Annotated in this window: 22 protein-coding genes; 13 read left to right on the forward strand and 9 right to left on the reverse strand. The window is 62.5% G+C overall.

The features are described from left to right. Positions 1-18: 18 nt before the first annotated feature. Together ASE26_RS00830 and ASE26_RS00835 are read left to right on the forward strand one after the other, a co-directional pair. A complete protein-coding gene (locus tag ASE26_RS00830; protein WP_055930854.1) occupies positions 19-402 on the forward strand; it encodes a PA2779 family protein in 384 nt (127 codons plus the stop codon). Then, complete coding sequence (locus tag ASE26_RS00835) at positions 402-1,322, forward strand: PA2778 family cysteine peptidase (RefSeq protein ID WP_055930858.1); 921 nt, start codon at positions 402-404, stop codon at positions 1,320-1,322. Before ASE26_RS00830 ends, ASE26_RS00835 begins: the two co-directional genes overlap by 1 nt. A gap of 3 nt (positions 1,323-1,325) precedes the next feature. Here ASE26_RS00835 and ASE26_RS00840 read toward each other — a convergent pair whose 3' ends face one another. From ASE26_RS00840 to pgi, 4 genes are read right to left on the reverse strand one after another with little or no spacing between them, the layout of a single operon-like run. After that, positions 1,326-2,180: an SIS domain-containing protein gene (locus ASE26_RS00840; RefSeq protein WP_055930861.1), complete on the reverse strand. Its 855-nt coding sequence runs from the start codon at positions 2,178-2,180 to the stop codon at positions 1,326-1,328. Then, positions 2,180-3,652 (reverse strand): glucose-6-phosphate dehydrogenase, encoded by a 1,473-nt coding sequence (gene zwf / locus ASE26_RS00845; protein WP_055930864.1) that lies wholly within the window; start codon positions 3,650-3,652, stop codon positions 2,180-2,182. The genes ASE26_RS00840 and zwf overlap by 1 nt, the downstream gene beginning before the upstream one ends. 45 nt (positions 3,653-3,697) lie before the next feature. Next, the gene (locus ASE26_RS00850; RefSeq protein WP_055930867.1) at positions 3,698-4,591 is read right to left on the reverse strand and encodes an SMP-30/gluconolactonase/LRE family protein; all 894 of its coding nucleotides are present in this window, start codon (positions 4,589-4,591) and stop codon (positions 3,698-3,700) included. Then, entirely contained in the window at positions 4,588-6,237 is a 1,650-nt protein-coding gene (pgi, locus tag ASE26_RS00855; RefSeq protein ID WP_055930870.1) for a glucose-6-phosphate isomerase, read from the reverse strand. The genes ASE26_RS00850 and pgi overlap by 4 nt, the downstream gene beginning before the upstream one ends. Before the next feature lie 187 nt (positions 6,238-6,424). Here pgi and edd point away from each other — a divergent pair, with 187 nt between their 5' ends. The 9 genes from edd (at position 6,425) to ASE26_RS00900 (ending at position 13,637) form a co-directional block, all read left to right on the forward strand. After that, on the forward strand, positions 6,425-8,347 hold the full coding sequence (gene edd / locus ASE26_RS00860) for a phosphogluconate dehydratase (RefSeq protein ID WP_055930873.1): 1,923 nt from the start codon (positions 6,425-6,427) through the stop codon (positions 8,345-8,347). A 1-nt stretch (position 8,348) separates the two neighbouring features. Beyond that, complete coding sequence (gene eda, locus ASE26_RS00865) at positions 8,349-8,969, forward strand: bifunctional 4-hydroxy-2-oxoglutarate aldolase/2-dehydro-3-deoxy-phosphogluconate aldolase (protein ID WP_082507298.1); 621 nt, start codon at positions 8,349-8,351, stop codon at positions 8,967-8,969. Then, positions 8,969-9,481: a Rhs element Vgr protein gene (locus ASE26_RS00870; RefSeq protein WP_200953795.1), complete on the forward strand. Its 513-nt coding sequence runs from the start codon at positions 8,969-8,971 to the stop codon at positions 9,479-9,481. The genes eda and ASE26_RS00870 overlap by 1 nt, the downstream gene beginning before the upstream one ends. Before the next feature lie 31 nt (positions 9,482-9,512). After that, positions 9,513-10,121, forward strand: coding sequence for an RDD family protein (locus ASE26_RS00875; RefSeq protein WP_055930879.1), 609 nt, complete (start codon positions 9,513-9,515; stop codon positions 10,119-10,121). Between the two features lie 46 nt (positions 10,122-10,167). Continuing rightward, positions 10,168-10,458, forward strand: a complete 291-nt coding sequence (locus ASE26_RS00880) for a hypothetical protein (protein ID WP_055930882.1) — start codon at positions 10,168-10,170, stop codon at positions 10,456-10,458. Between the two features lie 47 nt (positions 10,459-10,505). Beyond that, the gene (locus ASE26_RS00885) at positions 10,506-11,762 is read left to right on the forward strand and encodes a DUF3667 domain-containing protein (protein WP_055930885.1); all 1,257 of its coding nucleotides are present in this window, start codon (positions 10,506-10,508) and stop codon (positions 11,760-11,762) included. A gap of 81 nt (positions 11,763-11,843) precedes the next feature. Next, positions 11,844-12,899 carry an acyl-CoA dehydrogenase gene (locus tag ASE26_RS00890; protein ID WP_055930888.1) on the forward strand — a complete coding sequence of 352 codons (1,056 nt, stop codon included), beginning with the start codon at positions 11,844-11,846 and terminating at the stop codon, positions 12,897-12,899. Continuing rightward, on the forward strand, positions 12,896-13,276 hold the full coding sequence (locus ASE26_RS00895) for a hypothetical protein (protein ID WP_055930891.1): 381 nt from the start codon (positions 12,896-12,898) through the stop codon (positions 13,274-13,276). The genes ASE26_RS00890 and ASE26_RS00895 overlap by 4 nt, the downstream gene beginning before the upstream one ends. 10 nt (positions 13,277-13,286) lie before the next feature. Further along, on the forward strand, positions 13,287-13,637 hold the full coding sequence (locus tag ASE26_RS00900) for a DUF3147 family protein (protein ID WP_055930894.1): 351 nt from the start codon (positions 13,287-13,289) through the stop codon (positions 13,635-13,637). Positions 13,638-13,651: 14 nt separating this feature from the next. Here ASE26_RS00900 and ASE26_RS00905 read toward each other — a convergent pair whose 3' ends face one another. From ASE26_RS00905 to ASE26_RS00915, 3 genes are read right to left on the reverse strand one after another with little or no spacing between them, the layout of a single operon-like run. Further along, positions 13,652-14,608: a GGDEF domain-containing protein gene (locus ASE26_RS00905; protein ID WP_057245444.1), complete on the reverse strand. Its 957-nt coding sequence runs from the start codon at positions 14,606-14,608 to the stop codon at positions 13,652-13,654. Further along, positions 14,605-15,234 carry a chemotaxis protein CheC gene (locus ASE26_RS00910; RefSeq protein ID WP_057245445.1) on the reverse strand — a complete coding sequence of 210 codons (630 nt, stop codon included), beginning with the start codon at positions 15,232-15,234 and terminating at the stop codon, positions 14,605-14,607. The genes ASE26_RS00905 and ASE26_RS00910 overlap by 4 nt, the downstream gene beginning before the upstream one ends. Before the next feature lie 2 nt (positions 15,235-15,236). After that, complete coding sequence (locus tag ASE26_RS00915; protein WP_055930902.1) at positions 15,237-15,602, reverse strand: response regulator; 366 nt, start codon at positions 15,600-15,602, stop codon at positions 15,237-15,239. Positions 15,603-15,670: 68 nt separating this feature from the next. Here ASE26_RS00915 and rpiA point away from each other — a divergent pair, with 68 nt between their 5' ends. Beyond that, positions 15,671-16,348 carry a ribose-5-phosphate isomerase RpiA gene (rpiA, locus tag ASE26_RS00920; RefSeq protein WP_057245446.1) on the forward strand — a complete coding sequence of 226 codons (678 nt, stop codon included), beginning with the start codon at positions 15,671-15,673 and terminating at the stop codon, positions 16,346-16,348. A 21-nt stretch (positions 16,349-16,369) separates the two neighbouring features. Continuing rightward, complete coding sequence (locus tag ASE26_RS00925; RefSeq protein WP_055930907.1) at positions 16,370-16,732, forward strand: hypothetical protein; 363 nt, start codon at positions 16,370-16,372, stop codon at positions 16,730-16,732. A 29-nt stretch (positions 16,733-16,761) separates the two neighbouring features. On the opposite strand, the gene ASE26_RS00930 is transcribed toward ASE26_RS00925, so the two are convergent. After that, entirely contained in the window at positions 16,762-17,034 is a 273-nt protein-coding gene (locus ASE26_RS00930; RefSeq protein WP_055930909.1) for an oxidative damage protection protein, read from the reverse strand. A gap of 24 nt (positions 17,035-17,058) precedes the next feature. Beyond that, the gene (argA, locus tag ASE26_RS00935) at positions 17,059-18,369 is read right to left on the reverse strand and encodes an amino-acid N-acetyltransferase (protein WP_055930912.1); all 1,311 of its coding nucleotides are present in this window, start codon (positions 18,367-18,369) and stop codon (positions 17,059-17,061) included. Between the last annotated feature and the right edge of the window lie 54 nt (positions 18,370-18,423).

Here is an 18,423-nt window from a genome sequence, read left to right on the forward strand (position 1 = left end):
ATCCTTGGAGTAATTTAAATGAAAAAATTCATCGTACATTTCCTGATGTCGGCCTTCGTCGTCGTGGGCTTCCAGCAAACTGCCCAGGCCGCCATGATCGGCACCGCACAAGTTGCAGCAGCAGACGCAGCGGCGCAAGTCCGCGCACGCCTGGTAGCTGAACTGCAACGCGCCGACGTGCAAATAGCACTGGAGCGCAACGGCATCACCATGGAAGCAGCGCAAGCCCGCGTGGCTGCGCTGACCGATGCCGAAGCCGCATCCCTGGCGCAGCAGGTTGATTCCCTGCCAGCCGGCGGTGATGGCCTGATCGGCGCCCTGGTCTTCATCTTCGTGGTGCTGCTGGTGACCGACATCCTCGGCCTGACCAAAGTCTTCCCGTTCACCCGCTCCGCACGTTGATGACACGGCGCCTGCTTGCCACGGCAGCAGTAGTCCTGCTGCTGGCAGGTTGCGCCACCCAGACCCGTGCGCTGCTCGCTGGGCCGCGCACCGGGCCGCACCAGCAGGAACTCAGCTCGACCCCCTTCCACGCCCAGGAGCGCTATCAATGCGGGCCTGCCGCGCTGGCAATGATGCTGGGCGCAGCGGGCGCCGAGGTTTCGCCCGAGGCCCTGGTGCCAGAGGTGTACCTGCCAGGACGTGAAGGCAGCTTGCAAATCGAACTGCAGGCCGCCGGGCGCCGCCATGGCGTTGTGACCGCACGCATTCCGCCCCGCATGGACGCACTGCTGGCGGAACTTGACGCCGGCCATCCCGTGCTGGTACTGCAAAACCTGAGCCTTCCAATTTTCCCGAAGTGGCACTACGCGGTGGTCATCGGCTATGACATCGACAGCGGCGAAGTGATCCTGCGCTCAGGAACTACGCGGCGCCTGACGATGCCGCTTTCTACTTTCGAACACACATGGAAACGCAGCGGCTACTGGGGCATGGTGGCGCTCGCGCCAGGCCAGATGCCTGCCACCACCGAGTTGGCGGAGCTGCAGACTGCACTGGTGGCCTTTGAAAAGTCGGCGCCGCCGCAGGCAGCGCAAAAGTCGTATCGCGCCGCCCTGCAGCGCTGGCCGGACGCACTGCCGCTGCAACTTGGCCTCGGCAACAGCGCGTACGCCGGCGGCGACCGCAAGGCCGCAGCCGAAGCATTCCGCAGCGCCGCCACAGCGCACCCGGACAACGGCGCCGCCTTCAACAACCTGGCCGTCGTGCTGGGCGAGCTGGGCCAAATGGACGAAGCGCGCACCGCCGCGCAGACCGCCATCAAGCTCGGCGGCCCATGGCGCGAAGAAGCCGAAGCCACCCTGCGCTCGCTGCAGAAATAAACGTTAACCGATGAAGGAGTCGAACTGCATGTCGAATTCCTGCAGGGCCTTTTGGGCGTTCTGCATTTTCTTGCGGAATTCGGGGCCGCGTTTCAGGGCCAGGCCTACGGCCAGTACGTCGATCACTACCAGGTAAGCCAGGCGCGCCGAGATCGGTGTGTATGGGTCGGTGTTGAAGATCAGGTCGATCGGGATCAGTACCGTGGCCGCTTCCGCCAGCGGGGTGCCGGAGGGCGCCAGCACGATCACGTCGGCGCCGCCTTCTTTCGCCAGCTTGGCCGAGCGCACCAGCGCCGGGCTGTTGCCGCGCTGGGAAATCGCCACCACCGCGTCGCCTTCATGCAGCAATGCCGCCGAAATACTGTGGATGGCCGGGTCGGCGTAGGCCACGGTCGGCACGCCGGAACGGAAGAACTTGTGCTGCGCATCGGCGGCTACGATGCCGGAGGTGCCGTGGCCGTAGAATTCGATCTTGCGTGCGCGCGACAGGATGTCGAGCGCTTTCTGCACCGGTTCTGCGTTGAGGTTATTGCGCAGGTCCAGCAGCGTGTTGATGGAGCGGCTGCAAATCTTGTTTACCAGGTCGGCTGCCAGGTCGTCCTGCGCCGGCTGGTCGTTCAGTCCGGGCAGGGCGAGGGCCAGGCCTTGCGCCAGCTTCAGTTTGAATTCATGCCAGCCGTCGTAGCCGAGCGTGCGGCAGAAGCGCACCACGGTCGGCTCGGACACTTGCGCACTCTTGGCCAGCGCCGTGATATTGGCACCCACGGTGCGGGCTGGGTTGTCTAGCACGGCCAGCGCGACCTTGCGCTCCGATTTGGAGAGCGAGTCGAGCTGGGTGCGGATGGAATCGAGCAGCATTAGTCTTCCGGCAGTGCTTCTTCGCGCCATTGTAGCCCGTCGCGGCCGATCAGGGCACTGGCGGCGGCCGGGCCCCAGGTGCCGGAGGCGTATGGCAGCGGCGCGGAATCGTCCTGCTCCCAGTTGTTCAGGATCGGTTCGACCCATTCCCAGGCGGCTTCCAGCTCGTCGCCGCGCATGAACAGGGTCAGTTGGCCGCGCAGCACATCCAGCAGCAGGCGCTCGTAAGCGTCCATGCGCGGCATCTTGAAGGTTTCGCGGAAGTCCAGTTCCAGTTCCGCCGGTTTCAGGCGCATGCCTTCGCCCGGGGTCTTGGCCATCAGGTTCATGCGCAGGCCTTCGTCCGGCTGCAGGCGGATCACCAGGGAATTCGGCTGGAAGCTGGAGGTCGGCTGGTTGAAGATCGAGTGCGGGATCTGTTTGAAGCGCACCACGATCTCGGCCAGCGAGTCGGCCATGCGTTTGCCTGTGCGCAGGTAGAACGGCACGCCGGCCCAGCGCCAGGTGTCGATTTCCACTTTCATGGCGACGAAGGTTTCGGTCTTCGAATTCTGCGGCGCTTCCGGCTCGTCGCGGTAGCTTGGCACCGCCTTGCCTTCGACGTGGCCGGCGCGGTACTGGCCGCGCACGATGTTCTGCGCCAGGGTGGTCGCGGTGAAGCGTTTCAGGGAGCGCAGCACCTGCAGCTTGGAGTCGCGCACGGCGTCCGGCGCGATCGAGGTGGGCGGCTCCATGGCGACGATACAAAGCAACTGCAGCAGGTGGTTCTGCAGCATGTCGCGCAGCGCGCCGGAGGTGTCGTAGTAGCCGATGCGGTTGCCCACGCCCAGTTTCTCGGCGATGGTGATCTGTACGTCGGAAATCCACTCGCGGCGCCACAGCGGTTCGAACAGGATGTTGCCGAAGCGCAGGGCCAGCAGGTTCTGCACGGTCTCCTTGCCCAGGTAGTGGTCGATACGGTAGATCTGCTGTTCCTCGAAGACCTGGCCAACTTCCTTGTTGATCTGCTTGGCCGATGCCAGGTCGCGGCCGAGCGGCTTTTCCAGCACCACGCGCGAGTTGGCGGTGGCCAGGCCGTTGTCCTTCAGGTTGTCGCAGATGCGCGAGAACAGGGCCGGCGGGGTGGCCAGGTAGTAGACGCGGGTAATTGCGGGATCGGTGCGCAGCGCTTCGACCAGGCCTTTGTAGGTGGTTGAGTCGGTGGCATCGAGTGCGACATAGACGATGCGCGCGGTGAAGCGGCTCCAGTTCTCGTCGGTAGCTTTGGCTGATTTGATATGGGGACGCGAGGTGGTCGTCACCATATTGATGAACTCTTCCTGTGTGCTCTCCTGGCGGCCGACGCAAACGATGCGCGCGGTCGGCGGCAGGTCGCCGCAAATATCGCGGCTAAACATAGCGGGCAGCAGTTTGCGCATTGCGAGGTCGCCGCTGCCGCCAAACAGAACCAGGTCGAAATCAGAGAGAGCCATAATCGTTTTCAGGTGAGTTACAGGGTTTACTTCGGTCTACGTACTTCAATCCAAGTAAGCGGGCTCGATGCGGCCCGCCACGGGCATGCGCACCGACAGCAATTTGCCGCTGAGCGGGAAGGCCGCCAGTTCCTCGGCCGGGCGTTTGCCGGCCGTGGTGATGTACAGGGTGCGCAAGTCCGGGCCGCCGAAAGCCACCATGGTCGGGCAGCGTACCGGCAGGCGGATCTCGTCAAGCTGGTCGCCCTGCGGCGACAGCTTGAGGATGCGGCCGCCTTCGAACATGGCGACCCAGTAGTTGCCTTCGCTGTCGACTGCCGCACCGTCCGGGCGGCCGCCGTAGTCTGCGGCGGATTTGTCGGTGCTGAAGCGGCGCACGTCGCGTTCATCGCTGACGGTGCCGGACAGCAGGTCGAACGCAAAGCGCGTGACGCGGTGGCTCGCTGTTTCGGCATGGAACATGGTTTTGTTGTCAGGGCTGAATCCCAGGCCATTCGAATTGACCATGCCGCCGGACCAGACCTTGCGCACATTGCCTCGTTCGAGGACATACATTTCCGCCGCCGGTTTGTCGCGCGGCTCGTAGATGGTGCCGCACCAGAAACGGCCTGCCGCGTCGCATTTGCCGTCGTTGAAACGGGTGGTGGACTGGTCGAAAGGCGCTTCCGCCACCAGTGTCAATTCGCCGGTGCCGGGGTTGAAGCGGGAGAAGCCGCGGCGCTGGGCGACCATCAGGCCGCCATTGGCAGCGCGCGCCAGCGACGACGCTTCGCTGTCCACTTTCCATTGTTCGTGCTGGCCGCTGGCGGGGCACAGGCGGTGGATGGCAAAGCCTTCGATATCGACCCAGTACAGGGCATTTTCGTCCGGCGCCCACAGCGGGCTCTCGCCCACGGTCATGGTGGCGTTGCAGGCGACTTCGACCTGGTAGCTGTTCATTCGATCTGGGCCGACTTGGCCATCACGATCAGGCCGTTGGTCGAGCTGTCATGGGCTTCCGGATCGACTTTGCCGGTCAATTCGGACTGGATTTTCCTGGCCAGCACCTTGCCCAGTTCCACGCCCCATTGGTCGAAGCTGGCGATATTCCAGATCACGCCTTGCACGAAAGTCTTGTGCTCGTACAACGCGATCAGCGCGCCGAGCGTGGACGGCGTCAGCTGGTCCATCAGGATGGTGTTGGAAGGACGGTTGCCTGGGAATGTCTTGTGCGGCACCAGTTCTTCCATTTCGGCTGGCGGCACGTTGGCGCCTTTCAGTTCTGCGCGCACTTCATCTTCGGTCTTGCCCTTCATGAAGGCTTCCGACTGGGCGAAGCAGTTGGCCAGCAGGGCGTCGTGGTGGCCCGGCAGGTCGTGGGTTGCGCGCAGGGCGGCGATGAAGTCGATCGGCGTTGCGTCGGTGCCCTGGTGCAGGAGCTGGAAGTAGGCGTGCTGCGCGTTGGTGCCGCACTCGCCCCAGACGATCGGGCAGGTCGGCGTGTCGACCGGCTGGCCGTTCCTGGTCACGCGCTTGCCGTTGCTTTCCATGTCGAGCTGCTGCAGGTAGGCCGGGAAGCGGTTCAGGTCCTGGTGGTAAGGGGCGATGGACAGCGAAGTCGCGCCCAGGAACTGGCGGTTCCAGAAGCCGACCAGGGCCAGCAGCACCGGCATGTTCGCCTCGAGCGGCGCTTCGCGGAAGTGTTCATCCATGGCGTGCGCGCCTTCCAGGAATGCCTGGAAGTAGCCGAAGCCGATCGCTATCGCAACCGACAGGCCGATTGCCGACCAGACGGAGTAACGGCCGCCCACCCAGTCCCAGAACGGGAACATGTTTTCGGGATCAATGCCGAAGGTGCGCACGGCGTCGGTATTGGTGGAGACCGCGACAAAATGGCGCGGCAGGTCGGCTTCCTTGGCCTTGGCCAGGAACCAGCTGCGCGCCGTTTGCGCGTTCAGCATGGTTTCGGCAGTGGTGAAGGTTTTCGAGGCGACGATGAACAGGGTGGTCTCGGGATTGACCTGCGCCAGCACCGCATCCATATCATGGCCGTCGACGTTGGAAACGAAGTGCATCTTCATACGCGGATGGCAGTATGAGCGCAGGGCCAATACAGCCATCTTCGGGCCCAGGTCGGAGCCGCCGATGCCGATATTCACCACGTCGGTGATCGGCTTGCCGGTATGGCCCAGCCAGCCGCCATTGCGCACCTTGTCGGTAAACACCTTGATGCGGTCCAGCACTGCGTGCACGTTGCCGTTCACGTCCTGGCCGTCGACTTTCTGCACCTTGCCGCGCGGCATACGCAGGGCGGTGTGCAGCACGCCGCGGCGTTCGGTAATATTGATTTTTTCGCCGGCAAACATGGCGTCGCGCTGCTCTGCCACGCCGCGCGTGCGGGCCAGGTGCACCAGCAGATTGATGGTCTCGTCGTCGGCGCGGTTCTTGGAGTAGTCCAGGAACAGGCCTGCCGCATCGACCGTCATGCGCGGGAAGCGGCCCGGGTCCTTCTGGAACAGCTGGCGCATTTGCCATTCGCGGGCATCGTGGGCGTGGATTTCGAGGGCTTGGTAGGCGGCGGTGGAGGTCAGGGCGGGCAAGCGCATAATGTCCTGTGGCATAGGGATTTATGAATTGTGTTTAACTATACAGGAAAAACAGGTAAATTCACTACAAATCTTTTTGTGCGTCGGCATATCCAGGGGCTTTGCAGTGTAATTCGACCCAATGGGAGCGCTCGCAATTGGAAATTTTGTAGTAAAATTTCCTGAAATTCATTGATAAGGAACGATCATGCCGTTGCATCCAGTCCTGGAAAAAGTCACCGCACGCGTCATCCAGCGCAGCCGCGTTTCCCGCGGCGCCTACCTGGCGCACCTCCAGGCGGCCCGCGTCAAAGGCCGCACCCAGCGTGGCACCCTGTCCTGCACGAACCTGGCGCACGGTTTTGCCGCGTTCCCGGCAAACGATAAGCTGATCCTGAAGGAAGTGAAGCAGCCTTCGGTGGCGATCATCTCTGCCTACAACGACATGCTGTCGGCACACCAGCCGTTCGAGACCTTCCCGGCCATCATCAAGGATGCTGTGCGCAAGGTTGGCGCGGTGGCGCAGTACGCGGGCGGTACGCCGGCCATGTGCGACGGCGTGACGCAGGGCCAGCCGGGCATGGAGCTGTCGCTGTTCTCGCGCGACGCGATTGCGATGTCGGCGGCGATCGGCCTGTCCCACAATATGTTCGACTCGGTGCTGTACCTGGGCGTATGCGACAAGATCGTGCCGGGCCTGCTGATCGGCGCGCTGCACTTTGGCCACCTGCCGGCGGTGTTCGTGCCCGCCGGCCCGATGACTTCCGGCCTGTCGAATAAAGACAAAGCTGCTATCCGCCAGCGCTATGCGCAAGGCAAGGCGAGCCGCGAAGAACTGCTGGAAGGCGAGTCGCAGTCCTATCACGGCGCCGGTACCTGCACCTTCTACGGTACCGCCAACTCCAACCAGCTGCTGATGGAAATCATGGGCCTGCACCTGCCGGGCGCCGCGTTCATCAACCCGGGAACGCCCCTGCGCGATGCGCTGACTGCTGCTGCGGCACAGCGCGCGGCGCAGATCACGGAAATGGGCAATGAGTACATCCCGGTTGGCCATATCGTGGACGAGAAGTCCATCATCAACGCGGTGGTCGGCCTGCTGGCTACCGGCGGTTCGACCAACCACACCCTGCACCTGGTGGCGATTGCCAAGGCGGCCGGCGTAGTGATCGACTGGGACGATTTCAACGAGCTGTCGGCCGTGGTGCCGCTGCTGTGCCGCATCTATCCGAATGGCGATGCCGACGTGAACCACTTCCACGCCGCCGGCGGCACTGGTTTCGTGATTCGCGAACTGCTGGATGCCGGCCTGCTGCACGATGACGTGAACACCATCCTGGGCAAAGGCCTGCGCGCGCATTGCGCCGAACCGTTCCTGAGCGACGATGCCAGCGGCGTGATCTTCAAGGAAGCGCCGCTCAGGAGCGCCGACGAGAAGGTGCTGCGCGGCGCTGCCGATCCGTTCTCGAAAGACGGCGGCATGGTGCTGGTGCAGGGTAACCTGGGCCGCGCCATCATGAAGGTCTCGGCCGTGAAGGAAGAGCACCGCATGGTTGAAGCACCGGCGCTGGTGTTCGATTCGCAGGAAGCCTTCATGGCTGCCTACAAGGCCGGCACACTGGACCGCGACTTCGTGGCGGTGCTCCGCTTCCAGGGTCCCAAAGCCAACGGCATGCCGGAGCTGCACGCACTGACCCCGGCATTGGCGAACCTGCAGGATGCCGGCCGCAAGGTGGCATTGGTGACCGATGGCCGCATGTCCGGCGCCTCGGGCAAGGTACCGGCCGCGATCCACGTGTCGCCGGAAATCCTGGCCGGCGGCCCGCTGGGCCTGGTGCGCGACGGCGACATCATCCGCCTCGATGCGGCAAGCGGTACGCTGGAAGCGCTGGTGTCGTCGGACGTATGGCATGGCCGCTCGCTGGCGCTGGCCGACCTGTCGCCAAACCAGATCGGCATGGGCCGCGAGCTGTTCTCCATGTTCCGCACCAGCGTCTGCGCGGCGGAGCAGGGGGCGACCATGTTCCCATTGCCGTCCCCGATCCCGACCACCGTGCCGCTGCACGGCGAAGACAATGTGGGCAATACCGTGCCCGGTTCCGATGAAGATTTCCTCGCAAAGAAAGCTTGAAATGACCCTGCTCGAAATTATGCGTACCTCGGCCGTGATCCCTGTGATCGCGATTGACGACCCTGACCACGCCGTGCCACTGGCGAAAGCCCTGGTGGCAGGCGGCATCCGCGTGCTGGAAGTGACCCTGCGCACCCAGCACGGCCTGGGCGCGATCCGCGCCATGAGCCAGGTGGAGGGCGCGATCGTCGGCGTCGGCACGCTGACCCAGCCCGAGGAATTCGCTGCCGCGCGCGATGCTGGTGCGGTGTTCGGCGTGTCGCCGGGCCTGACCGATGCGCTGATCGGCGCTGCCAAGTCGAGCGGCCTGCCGCTGCTGCCTGGCGTCATGACGCCATCGGAAGTGATGAAGGCGCGCGAGCAGGGCTTCAAGCAGCTGAAGCTGTTCCCGGCCGTTCCTGCCGGCGGAGTCGGCATGCTGAACGCGATTGCCGGTCCGCTGTCGGACGTGGTGTTCTGCCCGACCGGCGGCATCTCGCAAGACACCGCGCCAGCCTTCCTGTCGCTGAAGAACGTGGCCTGCGTGGGCGGCTCCTGGCTGACGCCGAAAGACGCCATGCAAGCCGGCGACTGGGGCCGCATTACCGCCATCGCCAAAGCGGCAAGCGCACTGCGCCACTGATGGAAGTCATCGCCCGGCCGCTAACGTCGGGTGAGATCGCGCTGGCCCGGCTGGTGTTCGGCGGCGCGATCGACTACCAGCGGGTGCGCATTCACAACACCCGCTTTATTCCCTTCCTGCAGCGCAAAGACGTCTGCATCACGCCCAACGGCGAACTGTATTTCCACATTTCGCGCTACCGTCCGGACTTTTCCCTCGCTACCGAAAGTGAAAAGCATTGGTTCATGCACGAGATGGTCCATGTCTGGCAGCATCAGCTTGGCTATCCCGTGATGTGGCGCGGCGCCATCCGCCTTGGCTTGAGCTACGACTATGAGCTTGCGCCCGAATTGCGGCTATGCGACTTCAATATGGAAGCGCAGGCCGAAGTGCTGGCCGACTACTTCGCGGTGGTCTACCTGCAGAAGCTGGATGCCGGCCTGTATAACGATATGCTGCGCGACTTCTTGCGCGACCCATCCTCGCCAGCCAACCTGCCACGTATATTTTTTGCTAATGGTGTGATATCGTAGTTGCTTTAAAGCACATTTTTCGTGAACTCCCATGCATAACCCTTATCAGGCCCCCGTTGCCGACCTGGATGTTCCTGCGCCGGAAGACGGCAATGCAATCCCGAACGTTGGCGGCTTCTGGCTGCGCGTCGGCGCAAAAATCATTGACCTGCTGGTAATGTCGCCGATTATCGGCCTGACATATTGGCTCAGTTCCCTGTCCCGCTCCTTCTATCTGTGGTCGGTCATTCCATCCGTGCTGTTCGCCTTGTTCTATTCGGTTTACCTGGTGCGCCGCTACGGCGGTACTCCTGGCAAACTGGTGTTGAAGCTGCGCGTCCAGATGAAGGACCATTCGCCAGTCACGTTCATGGCGGCCCTGATTCGTGAAGCGCCAATGATGTTGATGGGGGCGGCGAGCAGTTTCGGACTCGGCCTGGCTGCACTTGCCATGGATGATGCGGCTTACCACGCTTACGGCTTCTTTGAGCGCAGCACGGTGCTGGCAGCGTCGGGACCAGGCTGGGTGTCTGCGATCAGCTTGCTGATTAATGTCTGGACCTGGGTTGGTGTCATTGTCATGCTGGTTAACAAGCGCCGCCGCGCCGTGCATGACTTCCTGGCCGGCACCGTCGTCGTGAATGTCAGCAAAACGCTGTGAGCATTTTCCGAGAAGGCGCTGCTGTATTTTCCGGGCTCGAAGCCAAATGCCTGGGCGCCGTCCGTCACCTCTAGCCGGCGCCCTGGTTGGCGTACTGCTGGGGATCCTGCTTGGCGCGATGGCCAAGGGCGCAACGATCGGCTGGGAGCAGGGCGAGGGTGTGTTGGCCTTGCCCGCTGCGCTGCTCGGCATGGTGTCCGCACCAATATTTCTCTTTGTCGACTTGGTATCCGTGTCCGGCAAAGGTCCGCCGGCATCTCTGGTCGTACTGCCATGGGCAGGGATTGGCGCCGTCCTCGGAGGAATTGTGGGCTTGCTTAGCAATAAAGATCAATAATTTGCTAACATCCAAGCTTTGCATTTGGCGGAGTAGCGGCGATGGGGATGGAGATTGAGGTAGCAGGCGACCTGGTGACAGCCAGCCTGGTGGCCAAAGAGGTCGAAGGCGATGCCGGCAAGCCCGGCGAACACGCACACGGCGCTTCATGCGCCAACTGCGGCACGCCAGTCCCCGCCAATTATTGCGGCAGCTGCGGCCAGAAAGGCCACTTGCACAAGTCGGTTCTGCACTTGGGCGAGGAGCTGGTCCACGGCCTGCTGCACTTCGATACCAAGGGTTGGCGCACCTTGCCGCTGCTGGTGGCACGCCCGGGCCAGCTTACCCGCCGCTACATCGACGGCCAGCGCACGCGCTTCGTTTCGCCGCTGGCGCTGTTCCTTTTCATGATGTTCTTCATGTTCTTCGTCTTCTCGCTGACGATGGGCACCAGCTCGGGCCCGAGTACGGGCAAGGTCACCGATAGCAAGAACGGCAAGGCCGCCTTCGAGCAAACGATGAATGAGAAGATCGCTGAGCAGAAAAAAGCGATCGCCGAGGCGGAGTCGGACCTCAAGGATGCGGAACCCGGCACGTCGGAAGTCCCGAAAGCGCAGCACAGGCTGGATGAAGCAAAGAAGGCGCTGGACGGGCTCAATATCGCCCTGGCATCCGGGAAAATTGCCATGACCGGCACCGCCAAGTTTACCGAAACGATCAAGCCGGCGCCCAAAGCTGCAGGCAAGGAAACTGCCAAGGAAGCTTCCAGGGAGGCCGTAACCCCGGCGGAAAGCGCGAAGACTAAGGAACCGGGCATCATCCAGGAAATCCTGCATGATGTCACCGAGGGGCTGACAGACCAGGACATGGCTGGCAGCAAGGAAGCAAAACATTCCGAAGTTGGCTGGATCAGCAAGGGCATCCAGCACGCGGTCAGTAACCCGGAACTGGCGCAGTACAAGCTGAAGAACGCGGCCTACAAATACTCCTTCCTGCTGGTGCCGATCTCGATGCCCTTCCTTTGGCTGATGTTCTTCTGGCGCCGCGGTGTAGCGATGTACGACCATGCCGTGTTCTCGCTGTATTCGCTGTCGTTCATGTCGCTGCTGTTCACCATCGTCGCGACACTGAGCTACTTCGACTACGGTGGCCTGGCTGCATTCCTGTTCGTCTTTATCCCGCCGGTGCACATGTTCCTGCAACTGCGCGGCACCTACAGCCTGTCGCGCTACGGCGCCTTGTGGCGCACCTGCTTCCTGCTGTTCATGACGATCATCGTGCTGACCACGTACGCGCTGGCGGTGCTGGCGCTGTCAGCCACTTAAGATTGGCCGAGTCAAGCGGGATGGTTCACGGCATTGGAGTCTCCAAGGTTAGAATGCCCGCAATTCTGAAGCAGGTTGCAAATGAAAGTTGACTTCAACGCTATCCGGGCCGATGCGGCCGGCGCGGAAGCTGCGGGCTTCCTGCTCGCTGGCCAGCAGGCACTGATCCATCAACAGGGTTGGCTGAAAATGCTGGCGCCGCGTGCCGCAGGCGGGGCGGAGCTGCCGCTGCCGCAAGTGGTGCGGCTGGAGGAAGCTATCGCGGAGGCGGATGGCAGCATGGGGTGGGTTGTAACCCTGTGCGCGGGCGCCGGCTGGTTTGCGGGTTTCCTGGCGCCGGATACGGCGCGCGAAGTCATTTCGACGCCGCAGGTTTGCCTGGCAGGCAGCGGGGCGCCGACCGGTTTCGCTGATAAGGAAGGCGAGGGATATCGGATTACGGGCCGCTGGGACATCGCCAGCGGTGCGCCGATGGCTACGCATTTCACACTCAATGCGGTGCTGCGCGAGAACGGCCAGCCGCTGGCCGGGCCGGATGGCGCACCGAGGATTCGGGCTTTCGTTGTACCGGCGGCGTTGGTGGTGGTTGAGCCGACCTGGCGCAGCTTTGGCATGAAGGGCTCTGCGTCGCACGCCTACCGTATTGAAGGCGCGTGGGTGCCGGCACGCCATGGATTCATGATTGACCCTGCCCATGCAACGGCGCCGGGCACGCTGTATCGCTTCCCGTTCATGTTGCTGGCATGGGTGACGCTGGCAGCCAACTTGTCCGGCATGGCGCGGCACTTCCTGTCGTTGGCGCGGGAAATCGTTGCGGCGCGCCGCCAGCCGCCTGCCAGTGCACCGGATGCGCTGGCGCGGGCTGCCGTGGCGCTGGAGGGAGCGCGTGAACGCATGTACGCATTGCTCGACCAGGCCTGGGCGCAGGCTGGGGGCGAGGGCAATGGCGGTTGCGTCGACGACGCGCTTGATGCGCAGTTGCGCGAAGCTTCTATGGCATTGGTGCTGGCGGCACGCCGGAGCGTGGGCGAGATTTACCCGTACTGCGGCCTGCGCGCTGCGCAAGAAGATTCTGAGATCAACCGTGTCTGGCGCGATTTTCATACCGCCAGCCAGCATGCCTTGTTCACACCATGATTGAATTCCTGTTTGAGCTGATCGGCGAGTTCCTGATCCAGGTGGTGGTGGAAGCACTGGTGGAACTGGGCTTTCATTCGTTCGAAAAATCGCCTCGCCGGCCGCTGAACCCTTTGGTGGCGGGCGTCGGCTATGCATTTTTCGGCGTTGTTGCGGGCGCGATTACACTCTGGCTGCTGCCGGATCACCTGGTGCGAAATGAAGTCCTGCGCAAGCTTAACCTGCTGCTTACACCGCTGGCTGCCGGGGGCATGATGTGCCTGATGGGCGCATGGCGCGCGCGCCGCGGCGACGCTGTGCTGCGTATCGACCGTTTCGCTTATGGTTATGTATTCGCGCTGTCGCTGGCGCTGGTTCGTTTTGTTTTTGCGCACTAGGAGGTAAACGATGACCTGGCTGATTTTCAAATACCTGGTGACGGCCGGCGTCGTGGTCGCGGTGTCGGAATTCGCCAAGCGCAGCGACCGCCTGGGCGGCTTGATCGCCGCGCTGCCGATGGTGACGGTACTGGCGCTGATCTGGCTTTACGTTGAACGGCAGCCGCAACAGAAGATTGCCAACCACGCCTGGTACACCTTCTGGTACGTGCTACCGACACTGCCGATGTTCCTGTTTTTTCCATGGCTGCTGCCGCGCCTGGGTTTCTGGCCGACGCTGGGCGCCTGCGTGCTGCTGACGATCGCCTGTTTCGCCCTGTTCGCGATGTGCGTGCGGCGCTTTGGGATCGAATTGCTCTGACGAGGAGCACAGCCTCAAATCGAGTGCACGCGGTTGCGGCCGCAGGCCTTGGCCTGGTAGAGGGCGCGGTCGGCGGCGTTAATCAGGTCGTATACTTCGCCGGCATTGCTGCTGTCGCTGCTGGCGACACCGATACTGATGGTGACGATGCGCTCGTCCGTGCGCGATGCCTGGTGCGGGATGCGCAAGTCGCGCACTTTGCGGCACATGGCGTTGGCCATCATCACCGCGGCATCGGCCGGGGTGTCGGGCAGGACTACGGCGAATTCTTCGCCGCCATAGCGCGCGAACAGGTCGGCCGGGCGCTGCTGCATGGTCGATAGCGCAGACGCCACTGCTTCCAGGCAGGCATCGCCTTGCTGGTGGCCGTAGTGGTCGTTGTAAGCCTTGAAGTAATCGATATCGAGCATCATCAGCGAGAGCGGAGTGCCGACCCGCCGCGCGCGCCGGGTTTCACGGTCGATCGCCATGTCGAAGTGGCGGCGGTTGGCGACACCGGTCAGGTCGTCCAGCAAGGTTTGCGAGCGCAGGGCCACGGCCTGTTCGCGCAGCAGGTTTTCGCGCTGCACGGCGGCGGTTACGTCGCTGACCTGGATCAGGCAATAGCGTTCACTATTGCCCAGGTTGAGCGGGGTGACCGTGATCTGCTGCTGCATGCGTTCGCCCTTTTCGGCGGCGGACTTGCTGACGTAAAGCGGCAGCGGCCAGCGGTTCAGGGTCTGCGACAGCAAGGAGGGCAGGTTGCTGCGCAGCGCCTGGCCGATGGCAGCTTCCAGCCGTTTGCCGCGCTGTTCGGGGAACAGGTCGAAGAAGCTGCGCTCCAGCGTTTCGGTGCCGAGCACGCCGGAGTGGCGGTCCATCCAGCGGTTCCACAATACCACGCGTTCATTGGTATCGAGCACCAGCGTGCCCACGTCAATGCAATCGATAACGCCCTGCAGCAGCGGCAGGGATTCGACTGAAGATGTCATGGCTGCGCTCCGCCGACGGAGCGGTCGAGGAATTCGGCCACATGCTGTTTCAGGCCGTGCAGTGCTGTCACGTCCATGATGAAGGCGATATCGCCGGCGATTTGCTGGCGCTCGATGACGAACTCGATATGCAGCATCAGCACCGCGGTCTCGCCGCTGCCGGCCAGGGCCAGGATCTCCTCGCTGTAGCTAAGGTGGTAGTCCGGCAGCGAGCCATGCAGCTCATGCCCGAGCAGGTTGGCCAGCGAGCCGACGCAGCTGTTCAGCAGGATATTGCCGATCTCGCTCATCGCTTCCTGTTCCATGGCCGACAGTTCAGCCAGCGGCATGGCTTCGCCCACCATCAGCCGTACGATTTCCTGGCTCTTTTCCTCAGGGAACATCAGGATGGCTTCGGTTTCGAAGGCGCCGCTGTAATGCTGGCTGATGCCGCACAGGCGGCCATTGCCGCCACTGCGGCTGGTCAGCAGTTTGGCGGCCGTGGCACGGGTGAGGAAGCTGATGGCAGGCACCGACATGGTGACCGTTTCGTTGACGATCTCGCTCATGGCGGAGGCCGCCTGGCCGACGCCAATATTGAACAGCTCGACGAGGGCGTCGTGCTCCAGTTCGGTAAGCCGGACCATGGTCAGGCTTCCAGCGGCGCAATCAGTTGCGCAATGCGCTCGGCGGTGATCGGTTTCTCCATGAAGCCCACGCCGATCTCTTCGGCGCGCTGGCGGGTCGCGGCCTGGACGTTGGCGGTCAGCAGGGAGATGTGGGCATTGGGCAGCATCGCACGCAGCGCGGCGGCGGCATCGACGCCATTCATGCCCGGCATGTTCACGTCCAGCAGCACCAGGTCGGGCTGTAATCCTTCGGCCTTGGCGATGGCTTCATCGCCGGTGGCAGCTTCCTCTACAACCCAGTCGGCGTGGCGCACCTGGATGTGCTGGCGGGTCAGCATACGCGACACGCGGCTGTCATCCACGATCAATACGGTACTTGGCTTCATTGGCGTTTTTCCCGGGTCAGTTGACAGTTCGGATAAAATAGGCAACCTTTATTGAATCCATTGTAACTATGACGCAAGACAAATTGAAACAGGCTGTTGCTATTTCGGCGATCGAGTACGTGATCGACGGCGAAATCATCGGCGTTGGCACCGGTTCCACTGCGAATTTCTTCATTGATGAACTGGGCAAGATCAAGCACCGCATCAGGGGTGCTGTTGCCTCGTCGGAAGCGACTGCAGCGCGCCTGGCCGGTCACGGCATTCCTGTCTATGATCTTAACGAGGTTTCGGAAATCGCGGTGTACATTGACGGCGCCGATGAGATCAACGCGGCAGGTCACATGATCAAAGGCGGCGGCGCAGCCCTGACCCGCGAAAAGATCGTGGCTTCAGTGTCGAAACAATTCGTCTGCATCGCAGATGGTTCTAAACTGGTAGAGACCCTGGGCAAGTTCCCGCTGCCGGTTGAAGTGCTGCCGATGGCGCGCAATGCGGTGATGCGCCAGCTGGCAGCCCTCGGCGGCCAGCCGAAAGTGCGAACCAAGGCCGGTTCCGACGAGATTTTCGTGACCGACAATGGCGGCAATATCATCGATGTGTCCGGCTTGTCGATCACTGACCCGGTCGCGCTGGAAACCCGGGTTAACCAGATCGTCGGCGTAGTTGCCGTCGGCTTGTTTGCGGCGCGTGGCGCCAATGTGTGCTTGCTGGGTACCCCGGACGGCGTGCGTACCGTCAAATACTGATTCATCCTTTAGAAAGAGCCCATGAAACGATTTTTCCTGCTGTTGCTTGCTGCTGGTGTGCTGAGTGCTTGCGCTACTAAAAAACAGGTGGCCCAGGCGCCTGTGAAGCGTAAAGCTGTGCTGGAGGCGGAGGCTGTTGCCAAGCGCTCCATGATCGATGGCGTGCCTGTAGAGAAGGTGGAGTTCCGCCCAGGTGTTTCGTCGACAACGGTGGAGCGCCTGGCCAATGCGGAAGAATGCCGCGGCGGACGCGGTGCAGGGCTGGTGACTGAACGTGGTCCGGTGGAAATTTACCGGATGACTTGCAGCAATGGGAAAGTGTTCATGGCGCGCTGTGAGCTGCGCCAGTGCGCGCCTATGAATGGGGATGTAGCGAGCCGCTGAAAATAAATGGGGACGTCCCCCATTTATTTTCAGGCGCTAGGGGGTACGTAGCCGGTTGCCTGGTCGGCGCCTTCGCCGAAGAAGTGCTTTTCCATCTGCGCGGCCAGGTATTTGCGTGCGCGCACATCGGCCAGGTTCAGGCGGTTTTCGTTGACCAGCATGGTCTGGTGCTTGATCCAGGCGGCCCAGGCTTCCTTGGAAACGGATTCATAAATGCGCTTGCCCAGTTCGCCCGGGTATGGCGGGAAATCCAGGCCTTCGGCTTCCTTGTTCAGTTTGATGCAGTGGACGGTACGTGCCATCTTCGGTGCTCCTAAAAAAATCGATTATAAGGTCTTGATCAAGACTTGCGACTTGCGCTGCCAGTTGTAGAGGCGCTGGCGGTCTTTCGGCAGCGCGTCGACCGTGGCAGGGGCAAAGCCGCGCTTGATGAACCAGTGCGCGGTGCGGGTGGTCAGTACGAACAGCTTGCTGATGCCCTGCGCCCGGGCGCGGTTTTCCATGTGCTTCAGGATACGCTCGCCGTCGCCCTGGGTTTGCACGTCGGGGTTGACGGTAAGGCATGCCATTTCGGCCATTTTTTCTTCCGGGAAGACGTATAGCGCTGCGCAGCCGAAGATCACGCCATCGTGCTCGATGACCGAGAACATCTCGATTTCGCGTTCGATCAGTTCGCGGCCGCGCTTGACCAGGGTGCCGTCGGCTTCCAGCGGTTCGATCAGCTTGATGATGCCGCCCACGTCTTCGATGGTGGCAGGGCGCAGCGATTCCAGGTTCTCATGCGAGATCATGGTGCCCACGCCATCGTGGGTGAACAGTTCCAGCAGGGCCGAGCCGTCCATCGCGAACGGTACGATGTGGGCACGCTCGACGCCATTGCTGCAAGCCTTGATGCAGTGCTTCAGGTAATAGGCGGTGGCATCGGGCAGGAAGCCCGCTTGCAGCACGGCTTCGGCCTGGTGCGAGGACAGTTCGCGGATTTCGGTGCCGCCGGCGTCGGTCATCATGTCGGTTTCGGTGATGAAGACCAGTTTGTCGGCGTGCAGGGCGATGGCGGCGGTGCAGGCCACGTCTTCCATCGTCAGGTTGAAGGTCTCGCCGGTCGGGGAGAAGCCCAGCGGCGACAGCAGCACCACGCCGTCCGAACCCATGATGGAGTGGATGGTTTCCGCGTCCACCTTGCGGGTCAGGCCGGTCAGTTCGAAGTCGACGCCGTCAATTACGCCGAGCGGGCGGGCGGTGATGAAGTTGCCGGAAATGATACGGATCGCGGCATGCGACATCGGCGTGTTCGGCAAGCCCTGGCTGAAGGCGGCCTCGATGTCGAGGCGCAGTTCGCCGGCGGCTTCCTTGGCGCATTCCATGGCCGCCGTGTCGGTGATGCGCACGCCGTTGTGGAAGCGGCCTTCCACGTTTCGCAGGGCGAGCTGCTCGGCGACCTGGGGCCGTGAGCCGTAGACCACGGTAACGTTGATGTCCAGCGCGTGCAGCAGGGACAGGTCGTGGGCCAGCACCGAAAGGGCACCGGCGGCAACCAGTTCACCAGGGAAAGCGACCACGAAGGTCTTGCCGCGGAAAGCGTGGACGTAAGGCGCTACGGAGCGCAGCCAGGAGACGAATTGGATAGGGTTTTCCATTATCCGCGCATTATAATGCGCTGCGCGGTTTTCGCGCCCAAACTATGTAAAAAA

Origin of the sequence: Duganella sp. Root198D2, from assembly GCF_001428585.1 — a bacterium.
GTDB lineage: Bacteria > Pseudomonadota > Gammaproteobacteria > Burkholderiales > Burkholderiaceae_D > Rugamonas.